The 12,074-nt window shown below is 65.2% G+C and carries 12 protein-coding genes; 5 read left to right on the top strand and 7 right to left on the bottom strand.

The window, feature by feature from the left end:
- Positions 1 to 149: 149 nt before the first annotated feature.
- The 3 genes from QTH97_RS22030 to QTH97_RS22040 all read right to left on the bottom strand — a co-directional run bounded on the left by QTH97_RS22030 (position 150) and on the right by QTH97_RS22040 (position 3,481).
- A complete protein-coding gene (locus tag QTH97_RS22030; RefSeq protein WP_286570601.1) occupies positions 150 to 968 on the bottom strand; it encodes a DUF72 domain-containing protein in 819 nt (272 codons plus the stop codon).
- 904 nt (positions 969 to 1,872) lie between these two features.
- Complete coding sequence (locus tag QTH97_RS22035) at positions 1,873 to 2,703, bottom strand: sugar transferase (RefSeq protein ID WP_506555387.1); 831 nt, start codon at positions 2,701 to 2,703, stop codon at positions 1,873 to 1,875.
- A gap of 169 nt (positions 2,704 to 2,872) precedes the next feature.
- On the bottom strand, positions 2,873 to 3,481 hold the full coding sequence (locus QTH97_RS22040; RefSeq protein ID WP_286570603.1) for a TetR/AcrR family transcriptional regulator: 609 nt from the start codon (positions 3,479 to 3,481) through the stop codon (positions 2,873 to 2,875).
- Positions 3,482 to 3,631: 150 nt separating this feature from the next.
- Here QTH97_RS22040 and QTH97_RS22045 point away from each other — a divergent pair, with 150 nt between their 5' ends.
- Entirely contained in the window at positions 3,632 to 4,711 is a 1,080-nt protein-coding gene (locus QTH97_RS22045) for an MBL fold metallo-hydrolase (protein ID WP_286570604.1), read from the top strand.
- A 181-nt stretch (positions 4,712 to 4,892) separates the two neighbouring features.
- Positions 4,893 to 5,903, top strand: a complete 1,011-nt coding sequence (locus tag QTH97_RS22050) for an ABC transporter substrate-binding protein (RefSeq protein WP_286570605.1) — start codon at positions 4,893 to 4,895, stop codon at positions 5,901 to 5,903.
- 584 nt (positions 5,904 to 6,487) lie between these two features.
- Here QTH97_RS22050 and QTH97_RS22055 read toward each other — a convergent pair.
- The 3 genes from QTH97_RS22055 to QTH97_RS22065 form a co-directional block, all read right to left on the bottom strand.
- The gene (locus QTH97_RS22055) at positions 6,488 to 6,991 is read right to left on the bottom strand and encodes a hypothetical protein (RefSeq protein WP_286570606.1); all 504 of its coding nucleotides are present in this window, start codon (positions 6,989 to 6,991) and stop codon (positions 6,488 to 6,490) included.
- A 755-nt stretch (positions 6,992 to 7,746) separates the two neighbouring features.
- Positions 7,747 to 7,887 (bottom strand): hypothetical protein, encoded by a 141-nt coding sequence (locus QTH97_RS22060; RefSeq protein ID WP_286570607.1) that lies wholly within the window; start codon positions 7,885 to 7,887, stop codon positions 7,747 to 7,749.
- 197 nt (positions 7,888 to 8,084) lie between these two features.
- Entirely contained in the window at positions 8,085 to 9,083 is a 999-nt protein-coding gene (locus QTH97_RS22065) for an HAD family hydrolase (protein WP_286570608.1), read from the bottom strand.
- Here QTH97_RS22065 and QTH97_RS22070 point away from each other — a divergent pair.
- Together QTH97_RS22070 and QTH97_RS22075 are read left to right on the top strand one after the other, a co-directional pair.
- Positions 9,082 to 9,783: a hypothetical protein gene (locus QTH97_RS22070; RefSeq protein WP_286570609.1), complete on the top strand. Its 702-nt coding sequence runs from the start codon at positions 9,082 to 9,084 to the stop codon at positions 9,781 to 9,783. The genes QTH97_RS22065 and QTH97_RS22070 overlap by 2 nt on opposite strands.
- A gap of 5 nt (positions 9,784 to 9,788) precedes the next feature.
- A complete protein-coding gene (locus tag QTH97_RS22075) occupies positions 9,789 to 10,220 on the top strand; it encodes a hypothetical protein (protein WP_286570610.1) in 432 nt (143 codons plus the stop codon).
- Between the two features lie 257 nt (positions 10,221 to 10,477).
- On the opposite strand, the gene QTH97_RS22080 is transcribed toward QTH97_RS22075, so the two are convergent.
- Positions 10,478 to 11,008 carry a hypothetical protein gene (locus QTH97_RS22080; RefSeq protein WP_286570611.1) on the bottom strand — a complete coding sequence of 177 codons (531 nt, stop codon included), beginning with the start codon at positions 11,006 to 11,008 and terminating at the stop codon, positions 10,478 to 10,480.
- Positions 11,009 to 11,326: 318 nt separating this feature from the next.
- On the opposite strand from QTH97_RS22080, the gene QTH97_RS22085 reads away from it, so the two are divergent.
- The gene (locus QTH97_RS22085; RefSeq protein ID WP_286570612.1) at positions 11,327 to 11,968 is read left to right on the top strand and encodes a glutathione S-transferase family protein; all 642 of its coding nucleotides are present in this window, start codon (positions 11,327 to 11,329) and stop codon (positions 11,966 to 11,968) included.
- The last annotated feature ends 106 nt before the right edge of the window (positions 11,969 to 12,074 follow it).

A 12,074-nucleotide genomic window follows, 5' to 3' on the forward strand; every position in this document is an offset into this window, starting at 1 on the left:
GCCAGCGTGCTCGCAGGCCTTCAGCGCCGTGCCGTTGCCGCGGCGATGGCGCCGCCGCGCCCAAACTGCGCCACCGCGTGGGCGAACAGCCCGGCGCGCGGTCCCCAGGCCCGTCCTCACGCCGGTGGTGCAACGCCAGGGAGCTCCGATCAGCGATCGCGAGATTGCGGTACGCCGGCCAGCATGGCGTCGAGCCGCAGCGCGTCGCCCACGGACTCGCCGGCCGCGGAATTGTCGAAGATGCACCAGCAGTGCTCGGCGTGTACAGCTGCCGCCGACAGCCGCGGCGCGAGCAAGCCGAGGAGGACATCCTCGTAACGCGACCAGTACATGCGCGGGGATCCGTGCAGCCGCAGGTAGACGGTCTGCGGCCATCCGCCCGGTGCCGCTCCCGCGTCATGGCGCACCGGATCCGCCAGCACGCGGCCGAAGCGCCAGCTCGCGAGCAGCGCATCGACGTCCTGCGTGAACCAGCTGACGTGACGCGGCTCGATCGCCACCGGCCCTGCATAGCGCCGACGCAGCGCGGCAGCGAATCGGTCTGTCACGTGCGCGTCGAAGCTCAGGCTGGGCGGAAGCTGCACCAGCAAGCAGCGCAGTTGCGTTCCAAGGCCTTGGACCTGATCCCAGAACGGATCGAAAACAGGCATCGCGCGAACCAGGCGCAGCTCGTGCGTGATGGCCTGCGGGAGTTTGACGCTGAAGGCGAAGTCGGGTGGCGTGCTCGCGGCCCAGCGCTCGTAGGTCTGACGGCGATGCGGCCGATAGAACGAGCTGTCGATCTCCACGGAGTTGAAGCGGGTCGCATAGCGCGCGAGTTGCGAGGGCCCCTCGCCGAACGCGGCCGCAAAGGCGCGCGGCACATTCCAGCCGGCGCAGCCCAGATGGAGCCGGCGACCCCACAGTGCTGCAGGGTCGACGCCTCGCGTCGCGTAAGCGCGTGGGGGTCCGTCTGCAGGGTGGTTCATTTCGCCTTCATCGACCAGAGGCCGCCGGTCGACTGTGACGCGCGCGGCCGACCTCTCCGCGCAGCGCCTGCCTCGACGGCGGGTGGCCCGTGTCCTACGCCTTCGCATCCGTCGGGGCATGCATGCGAGCGATTTCGGCCCGTGCGGCGGTCGAGCGACGCGGACGGTCAGGCACGCACGAATGGACAGTTGCGGAAGAGGGCGTGCAGTGCCTTTGGTGCCACTGCGCGATCCGCCTACCACTCATCGCACAGGTTGTTGTGCTGCGTTTCGCGCGACCATTCGTCGATGAAGTTGCAAGCCCTTGAATCCAGGGCCCAGCCAATGCACTGCGGATCCATGCCGTCGCTGGGGATCGCGATGCAAAGCAGGCACGCGCCTCGGTAGAACAACTCGGCATGCGCTGGTCTCGTGCTCGAGCCAGTGGCTTCGACATGCACGGACCAGCCGCGGTACTCGAAGTCCGAGCCGCTGTCGGAAGGTGTCGTTTCGGGTGCCTCCTTACCTGCGGGATGCTTTCCTGTCGTGCCGTTGCGTCCGAACCGGCACAGAGACGCACGGCTTGGCGGGAAATTGCCCGTCATTGTGAAACGTCGGCACGTACCTTGCGACTGATCTGATGCCGTCAGGCACTTCTCCAGCGTTTCGCGACGTGCCTCGATGGCCTGCGCCTCTCCCTCTCTCTCTCTCTCTCTCTGGGCGGGTTGACCCCTTGAGGACGCGGGCGCGAGGTCGTCCTGGTCGCACCGGCCCGTGCAGTCTTACACCGCATGCGAGCAGGTCTTTGAATTCGGTGCGTTCAGGCCCCTGCTGTCGGACATCGGTGGCGTTGCTTGTCAAGCTCCTTGGAGCGTTCGGCGCACTGGGTGGACTGCCGGCCTGTCAGTGATCAGGTGAGCGATGATCAGGACGACCCATCGCCTTGCAGAACGACCCTGAAGGTGCGCGCGAGAATCCTTGCGTCCAGTTGAAGCGACCATTCCGACACATATCGGGCATCGAGAGCAACGCGGTCGGCGTACGGAAGGCGATTCCGGCCGCTCACCTGCCACAGGCCCGTGATGCCGGGACGCATGTGGCAGTAGTGGACCCAGCCGGGACCGTACATGCTGCGCTGGCGAACCATGCAAGGTCGAGGGCCCACCAGGCTCATGTCGCCCTTCAACACGTTGTAGAACTGCGGTAGCTCGTCGAGGCTCAGTCGCCTGATGACCCGCCCGACGCGCGTGACGCGTGCATCGTCGTTCAGTTTCTGGAACTCGTCCCACTGACTTCGCGCCACGGGATCGTTCATCAGTTGACGCGCGAGGACGTCGTCCGAACCCTTCACCATCGATCGGAACTTGCAGCAGCGAAAGAGGCGCCCGCCCTGTCCGAGGCGAGCCTGCCAAGAGTGCACCGGCGGGCCCATCCCGACGAGCACCGCCGCGGCGACCACGAGGTACAGCGGCCCGAGAAGCACGAAGAACAGCAGTGCTCCAACGATGTCCACGGAGCGTTTGAGCGCGCGCTGCGGGCCTGTGAGACAGCAGGGTTCCGGGAGACTTTCCGCGCGAGAGCCGACGGGGTACAACCAGCGTGGCGAATCGCCGCGCGCGTCGCGTCGAGGTGAGGGCATGACCGGTTTCTTGGACAGATTGAAGGAAAACACGGGAAGGGCGCTGAGGCCGGTCCAGCCACTGCCGCGTCCAGCACAGGTCGCCATCGGCAGGGCAAGCTGCTCTTGTCCTATCATGCCCGTATCGAGGATGTAGGACAGGGGCTCGTGTCGCGGTCCCACTGGTAACACGGGGTCAATGCCCCGAGCGCTCGGCGATGAGCGCGTCCACCAAGGTCGACCGAACCTGCGTTGACGCGTGAAAGCCGCTCTCGCGCTCCTCGGGGAATCCCCAGGGAAGGCGCCCCTACGCCGTGTGGTGGCTGAGGAAAAGCGCCACCGTCGAAGCAGCCAGCTTGCGCTGCTCCCGCGGCGTCAGCTTCGGCTGTCCCATCGCGACCTGCGGCCAGAAGGCCACGCCTTTCACCAGACTCTCGAGCTGCTGCACCGCCAAGGGGGCGTCGCCGGCCTTCAGACGGCCGTCCTTCTGCGCCGCCCGGATCCACGCGAGCATGCCGCCTTCCTTCTCGCCCAGCCGGGAGATCATGTCCTTTGCGCGTGCGGGCGAATGCATGGCCGCCGCGATGGCGACACGCGCCAGGTCGAGGAAGTTGTCATCGGAAAGCAACGCCATCTTCTGCATCACCAGCGCGAGCAGTTGCGCCTCGAGCGGTTCATCGGCATGGTAGGGCAGATCCATCCGACTGGCGCTGCTGTCCCAAAGCACGCGAAGGATCTCCGCGAAGAGTTCGTCCTTGCTCGGGAAATGGTTGTAGAGCGTGCGCTTCGACACCTCGGCGCGCGCGGCCACCTTGTCGACGCTCGTGGCATCGAAGCCATTGGCCCGGAACTCGGCGATGGCGGCCTGGACGATCGCCTCGCGCTTGCGGTCGGTCAGACGCTGTTGCTCGGTCATACGCCATCTTACACCGATGGGTTTACTTTTTTCGCGTCCGCCCCTACACTGTGAAACTACACTGTGCAGTGTAGTTACGTGGTGCGCCGTCGCCGCAATCGAATGAATCGCTCGCTTGTCCGTCTTCTTGTCACCGGAGTCTTCGCCATCATGGCCACTGTGCCCCTTTGTGCCTCGAGCGCCATCCCGTCCGCGCCTGCCATGTCACCACAGGAGCATGACGGCAAGTTTCGCAACGTCGTGCCACGCGAGGCGCCCGGCTTGGCAAAGACGCTCGCCATCGCCTGGCGCGTCCTCACGCAGAAGCCCGACACCACGGTGCCGCGCGAGCCGATTCCGGTACACGCGCTGAGCGCGGCCCGGCTGGAACAGGCGCCCGATGCGAGCCTGTTCCGCCTGGGACATTCCACCCTGCTGTTGAAGTTGGGGGGCGAGCTGTGGCTCACCGACCCGGTGTTCTCCGAGCGGGCGTCGCCGGTTCAGTGGTTGGGGCCCAAGCGCTTTCATCCGCCGCCCATCGGCATCGACGAGTTGCCGCCGATCAAGGGCGTCATCCTGTCGCACGACCATTACGATCATCTCGACGAGGCGGCCATCATGAAGCTGGCGCCGAAGGTGGGCGTGTTCGTGACGCCGCTCGGCGTGGGAGATCGTCTGATCGCCTGGGGCGTCGACCCCGCCAAGGTGCGCCAGCTGGACTGGTGGCAGGAGACCACCGTGCAGGGGGTACGCCTGGTCGCCACGCCGGCGCAGCATTTCTCTGGCCGCGGGCTCTTCGACGGCGATCGCACCCTGTGGGCGTCGTGGGTCATCGTGGCCGACAACCTGCGCCTGTTCTTCAGCGGCGACACCGGCTATCACGCCGACTTCAAGACCATTGGCGAGCGCTTCGGGCCCTTCGACGTGACGCTGCTCGAAACCGGCGCGTACGATGTGCAATGGCCGGATGTGCACATGCAGCCCGAGCAGACGCTGCAGGCCCATCGCGACTTGAAGGGCCGCTGGCTGATGCCGGTGCACAACGGGACCTTCGACCTCGCAATGCACGGTTGGGCCGAGCCGTTCGACCGCATCGACGCCCTTGCCGTGGCAGGTGGTATTGCGCTGGCCACGCCAGCAATGGGCGAGCGGATGTCGCTTCGGCAACCGCAGGCCGGCGGGCGCTGGTGGCGGGAGTCGCAGACCGCTGTCGCGACCGACCGCCAGCGGACCGCCCGCGCGCCGGTCTGAAGCACGGCGCGCGAAGGCAGTCGATTGCCCCCTGTGGGCCATCGGCGTCCAGCGCATCGTGCCGGAACGCGCTGACTCTTCGATCGTCGGTCTGCGGCCCGCAACCTGACCTTCGTATGCGCACGTCGAGGGGCCTGCAACTGCGCATTTGACTCTGGCCGGCGCCCGTTGATACTGGACGATGCATCGTCGCGTCACCCGGAAGGCGGACATCATGAATAGGCGAGACATCTCCGTGGGGCTGTTTGCACTGGTCGTGCTGCCGCAAGTGATGCGGGCACAGGAGCCGGGCAGGATCTACCGGATCGGCTGGCTGGACGTTGGACCGCCAGAGCCGACCCAAGCTCCCTATTCGCCTGAATGGGTCCAGGGCATGGCCAAGCTCGGATGGATCCTCGACACGAACCTGGTCGTCGTCTACAGGCATACCGATCGAACGGAGCGTCTGCCTGCGCTTGCGGCAGAGCTTGTGCGCCTGAATGTGGATGTCATCGTGACCTACGCCGCGCCACAGACGGAGGCTGCGAAACAGGCCACAGGCACCATCCCGATCGTGTTCATGGTTCATGGCGATCCCTTGGGGCGGGGACTCATCGCGAGTCTGGCAAGACCCGGAGGGAACATCACCGGTAGCAGCCAAATGCTGCCCGAACTGTGTGTGAAGCGCGTGCAGTTGTTGAGGGAATTGCTCCCGGGTGCCTTGCGCATCGCGGTGCTTTGGAACGTCGCCAATCCCGCAAAGCTGAGGGATTGGGAGGCGACCCAGCAAGCCGCCCGTGACCTCGCGTTCAAGCTCGAACCGTGCCATTTCACAGGGCCGGATGACGTGCAAGCCGCGTGTCAGATGGCCCTGAAAGCCAGGGCAGATGCATTGATGACGCTCGAAGACCCGCTCACTTGGCTATTCCGAAGCACCATTGTTGATTTCGCGGCAAGCGCGCGACTGCCTGCGATCTACTCAGGGGAGTACGCGCAGATCGGGGGATTGATGTGCTACTCCATCAACGGCCACGAACTCCATCGGCTGAATGTGTATTACCTCGACAAGATCTTCCGGGGTGCAAAGCCTGCCGATCTGCCGGTTGCCCAGCCAATGGTTTTCACACTGGCAGTGAATCTCAAGACCGCAAAGGCGCTCGATCTGACGATACCGAAGCACATCCTGACGCGCGCAGAAGTCATCATCAGCTGACTCAATCGCTCGCCGCGATCAAGCGGCGCTGGGGCACTGCATTGCGGGCGTTCGATCCGGTGGCTCGAACGCCTCCTCCGGGCCCAGACTCGCATTTCGGAGGCGTGGAGAGCCGTCATTCGAACTTGCGTTCGTGCGATCTCCGGAGGGCAGGCGGGCAGGCGACCGACGATGTCCGCAAGACTCCTCCGGTTATCGGGGTCGCTCGCCGAAGCATGCTTCGCACTGCCCGGTCGACCAGATGGCGAAGATGCGCTCGAGCGCCTCCGTGCGACGCGGCTGAACGTCGCTGCGAGGCAGGCATCTGAATCGCCGTGAGCACACGCCGCGACCCTGTTCTGTCAGGGGTGCACGCACCACCCTCAGGCCCTCCTCATCGGCCTCGGTCCAGAACACCTGCTTCCAGGGAGTGCCATTCGGGAAGTAGGAGGCCCAGTCGGTATGGCATTTGAGCCAGACTCCACACACCGTGCTCAGCCGTCCTCTCCAGGCCGGCGGACACACAAAGATGCCAGCGTCCCCGGGCTGCAGTTCCAGGAGGTGTGACGGATAGGCATAGAGCGCTACCCAATCGACGCTTTCACTCATAGCTCGCGCACACCCGCGTTGCCTGGCGCGTCAAGGGGCCTTCGGAGTTCCTCGCATGAAGTCGTCGGCGCGATGGGATTCGACAGAAAGTCCAGGCCGACGCACGCCAGGACTTCGCGAAGGCGATTCAGGGTCTTTGCACCGATTCCTTCCTTCATCATGAGTTCTTGCTCGCTGATGGCTGACAGATCCTCGACGCAGAAAATGTGGAGCTGGGACAGAGCGTCACGGGCACGGGCACGGGCGCGGACGGGGATCTCTTCGACGGGAGTTTGCAGGCTCAGTTTGGTCGGGGCAGCCAAGCGCTGGGGACCCTTGGGACGCCATTCGAACGTGTGAAACTCCAACGCCTCGTCTGCAGGAACTCGTGCCTCGCGTCGTGCGGCCGCATGCTTGCGCTTGGCCTCGTGAATGGCAGCGCGCAACTGTCCAAGACAAGCGAGCAGTTCGTCGTCAGGCAACTGCGCGAGGTCACTGATAGAGCGGATGGTGCGAGACATAGACCTCTTCTGCGCATGTGACCCATTGCGCGAGTCGCGGCGCCTGCGGGTCGACGAGGGGCGAGTTCGAGGGCGACCGCACATGCACGAAGTCAGCCTAGATCAAATCCGGGCGGACTCAAGGATAGAAAAAATTGCACGGATAGAGCTTCTATCGGCAAGGAGCGGGAGACGGGGCCGCGCACGCTGCACCACCCTCCCGCGATCAAGGACACAGTCAAGGACACACGGCTGTCAGGCGACCCGTCTCTTGATCGACACCGTGGCGAAGCACACGTCACACAGCCAAGCGAAGGCGGTCTCGTCGTCTCTCGCGTCGGACGCCGTCGGGCGCGGCATGGCGCCCTGGCACTTCATCTTCTGATGCTCGGCAACGCTGTCCTGCACAAGGGCGTGCGGCCGGAGCTCGCGCACCGCGGGTGACAGTTCTTCTCCTCCAGGTGGGCGCGGCAGCGGGTCATGCGCGGGCTGCGCCGGCCGGTCTCTGTTGACGCGGGGTCTCTGTTGACGTGAGTCGAAATCGCTTCGTGGGGTCTGGCGACAGCTTGGCCTCGGCATCGGTGCCGGCCGACGTGCTGGCTACCGCGCGTCGTTTCCCGAGGGTGGTCTGTGAGGAGTCCGTGACGCCCCGAGCAAGCGCTGCGCGTTGGCTCAGCGCGAAGAGCCCCTTGGACGTTCCGCGTGGCTTCCGTCCTCGCGCAGATCAATGCGGCATTGCGCCGCTCAGTGGCTCTGTGACCGCAATCCCGTGTCGATCAGACGATCCGGATCTCAAGCGTGCTCAGGTCGACGCGCTCGGCCGCGACTGCGGGGTTCGGCTGCAGCAGCGCGACGGCCACCGCCGCCAGCGAAAGTGCGCTCGTCAACCAATACAGGCAGCGCGAAGAGAGTTTCATGGCGATGCTCCGATGCTGGATCGCGCCCGGTGCGCGATGTCGGTGCCAATTTACGCGTCGGCCCCGGTTTGGCGAAGTACGCAGTACGCAGGGCCGGTGTGACTTCCGTCACTCCGCCGCCGCGGACCCGCGCCAGCGGTGGCTCGCGCGCGAAGCGGACGAGCCACACGGACAGGACGGGCGCCCCGAACCGGGCGTCAGGGCGACAGCCACGGCTCGGGCCATTTCCCCAGCAGGTCGGCCGGGTCGTCGTAAATGCCGATGGCGGCCGTCAGCGCATCGTCCTTCCACCACCCGCCGCAGCGAACGATGAGCGTTCCGACGCCTGCCCGGCGCGCGGCCTCGATGTCATAGGGTGTGTCGCCCAGCATCACGGCATGTCGCGCCGCGACGCCTGCTTTCTCCAGCGCCGCGTGAACGATGTCCGCGTCCGGCTTCGAATGCCTGGCATCGTCCGAAGTCGCTGCGTGCTCGATGAGGTCATCAACGCCCGCCTGCTTCAGCAGCGCGTCCAGTTCGTGGCCCGCCGAAGTGGCGACGATGAGCTGCAGCCCCTCGGACAGCATGCGTTCCAGCAACGCGCGCGCGCCGCGCGTCGGCTTGAGGCTCGGCAGATAGCGCGCCACGAAAAGCGCGGTGCGCTCCCCGGACATCCGGGCGTGAGAAGGCTGGTCCCGATCGATCCCGGTGAGTTCAGGCAGCAGCTTGTCGCCCCCCATGCCGATCAGCGCACGGACCTGGGCAAAGGAGGCCGCAAAGCCATGGCGCTCCAGCACCTCAACCCAGCTGCGCGCATGCGCGTCATTGCTGTCGAGCAGTGTGCCATCGACGTCAAGAAGTACCGCTCGCAAGGTCTTGCGCATCGCCCATCTCCACGAGAGCACCAGTGTGCCGCATCGCAGCGCCTGTTCGTTCTTTTCGGACACGCCACGCAGCGTTCGTCCCATCGGGTGTGCGGCGTGCTCGCTGACCCGCGGTGGCGCAACCTTGCGACCGCAGCCGCCCTGGTGGCCTTTCGGGAAGCGCACGTTGCCGTACACCACGCGCCGTGTCGGCGCCAGGAGGTGACGCTTTATGCGCAAAATGCTTCGCGGTAGGGTAGCTTCAGCGCTGCGCAGCAACTTGCCGCCGACCTGTTCGACCGACGAGGGAACCCAGAAATCAATGAAGAGAGGAGCGAAATGGATCTGCGGCATGTTGGCCGTCGTGGGGGCCGTGGTGCTGACGGACCCTCCTCCGCCTGCGGCGTTGATGCGGCTCAGCACCGCAACGACGCAGCAAGCGGCGGCTGATCGTCCCAGGGGGACGATTTACTGGGGTGGCGCGGGATTGGACGGCGACTACATCAGCCCACAGCTGCAGGCTCTCGAGGAGGCAGGCCTCCGCAACTTGTATGTCGGTTTCGATTCATCGGCGCGCGCGTACGTCGGCCCGGCAGGCATGTTCATCGACGCGTTGCGGGCTGGCTCGACCTATCGATTCGAGGAGCAATCCCGAACCTGGTCGATTCGCGGAATGAACGGCGGGGGCAGGCAGTTCAACCTCATCGGCTATTCCTATGGCTCGCTCCTTGCAGCGCAGACGGCAAACTACTATGCGTCGATCGGGCACGACATTGACCACCTCGTGCTGATCGGAAGTCCGATCGACGTAGACTTTCTCCATGCCCTCCAGCGAAACCGGCACATCCGGAAGGTCGTCGTGATCAATCTCGCCGAGCATGGCGACCCGATCTATGCAGGAATGTCCTCCTGGGAACTGGTGAAGGCGACGCCGATCCTGGTGGACCAGATGAGGCGGGGAGAGGGTCACTTCTACTATGCGGCAATCGCGGGCGATAGCGAAACTCGATGGAAAACCTTGGCTGGACGGGTTTTTACCGAAGGGCTACGATGAGACCCATGTTTACCGAGGCCGCATCCCGAAGTGTTACGAATGAGGACGTCAAGCAGGCGTCTCCTTTCGCTCGCGTTGACCTGCGCCCGCTCACCTGGCCATCGGAATGGTCTGCGCAGCGGATTCTCGCGTCGCTGTCGCAAGCAGTGTCCTGGATCGTCGTCGCCGGGTCGGTCATGTTTTTGATCTTTACCCTCGTCGTGCCCGTCAGTCGCGCCAATTTCTATGCCGGCCCGGTGGGGGCGGACTTCGCCACCTTCCTCGTCCTTGCGGCTGCCTTGAGTGTCATTTCGGGAGCGCTTCTCTGGATCGCGAAGCTCTCCGGTTCGTCCGCGGGACCCGTTCTGCACGCCAGGCGCGCCTGGTCCGTGGCGCTGATGGTGTTTGTAGGGGTCGTCATAGCCGCTTCCGCCGCCGTCGCAGTTCGAATCGGCTGAGCGACTTCGCCACCGGATGAAAGGGCCTGCGGGTCCTTTTTTTGCGCGGCGCCGCGGTGAACGGTGCGCGTGGAGGCGATCATGGCCGGTGATCCCAAACCGCGACGGGGCGTGATCCAGCGCGGCTTCCGGGCGGCCATGGCGTCGCGAACCTGCCCGACCACCTTGCCGCGGACGCGCACGACAGCCTGGACTGTCGCCTGGAATCGCATCCCGCTTCCTTCACGAAGCCAGTTGGTGGCTCGTCGTCGTCCGCATCAGCCGTCGACGGGCCGTCGAACCCGGGCGGTGCGAGTCTGGGAACCGGTTGGCCCGGGTCGCCTGTCCAGCGCCTTTGCACAGATCGCGTGCCACTCCACCGCGTCGAAGCAGGTCAGCGAATTCCAGTCGATCCGGCCGTCGTGAAAGGGGTGCCTGGTAAAGCCGAAGAACTGCCCCTTCCGTCGGGCGAGGCCTCGGCGCCGGGCCAGACCCGCGCCATGGCTCATCAAGTGGGTGTCACGCCAGTACTGCGAGCCCAGCAACAGCGTGAATTCCCCGAGATGAAAGGCCGCGTGATGCACACCGCCTTCGATCACGTCCAGCTTCTGTACGTTGCCCTCGGGCCTCTGAAAGAACAGATCGCCGAAGACCGACGCTCCGATGGGGAGGACCTTGCCGCCAATGCTTTTCGGCCACATCCCGACCAGGGGTTCGAACTCGACGCGGGCCGCATCGATGAACAGTTCGGTCGAGGGAAGAAGCTTCATGGGAAGGGAGGGCGCCGATGGAGGCGTCGAACGTTCCATTATTAGAACGAAAGTTTAATAGGACAAGGTCGACTTTTGCGGCCCTCGCCGTCCGCGCCGCCGCTCGCCACGGGCCTTGAAGCCAAGGAGGGGAACGTTTGCAGCGGCAACAACAGGCGTCCGCTCCGAGGCCATGGACCCGCTCACACGCCAGCGCGACGGAGCGGGCGAGTTCCCGGCGGGGTGTCATCCGATCGCGCCGTCGACCCGGAGAGGCCGAGCCGCAGCGGGTCGCATTCTGACCGCAGCCGCTGCGTTCCGGGAGGGCTGAACCCGCACCCCTGCGATGATCCATCGTCCCAGTCTCAAGGAAGCACCGTGCTGACCGTCCATCATCTCGGCAAGTCGCAATCAGAGCGTATCGTGTGGCTGTGCGAGGAGCTCGGCCTGACCTACGAACTCAGGCACTACGTGCGGGATGCGGTCACCGCGCTGGCACCGCCGGAACTGGTCGCGCTGCACCCGCTCGGCACGGCGCCCGTGATCAGCGACGGGGATCTCCTGCTTGCGGAGTCGGGTGCCATCGTCGAATACATCATCGCGAAGTACGGCAACGGGCGGCTGACGCTCGGACCGGATCACCCGGACTATGCGCACTACCTCTTCTGGTGGCACTACGCCAACGGGAACTTCCAGCCGAACATGGGTCGCAACATGATCCTGCGCAGACTGAACCTGCCGGACGACAACCCCATCGCCGCCCGCCTGGGCGGCCGCCTGGTGGGCGCTTTCGCGCTGATCGAGAAGCGGCTCGGCAACGTGCCGTTCCTGGCCGGTGAGAGCTTCTCCGCTGCGGACATCATGACGGTCTTCTCGTTGACGACGATGCGGTACTTCATGCCGTTCGACCTCGGGCCGTATCCGAGCATCCTGGCCTACCTGCAGCGCATCGCAGGCCGGGAGGCCTACCAGCGCGCCATGCAGAAGGGCGACCCCGGTATGCCGCTGCTGCTTGCGTGATGCCCAGCTTCGGGGCGACGGGCAGGCCTCACCGCGCTCGGCTTCTTCCCTCATCCAGGTTCCGCCGCACGGTCTCGTCGACCAACGCGGACGGGGATTCCTGATC

It is taken from the genome of Variovorax gracilis, from assembly GCF_030317115.1.
Classification (GTDB): Bacteria; Pseudomonadota; Gammaproteobacteria; order Burkholderiales; family Burkholderiaceae_C; genus Variovorax; species Variovorax gracilis.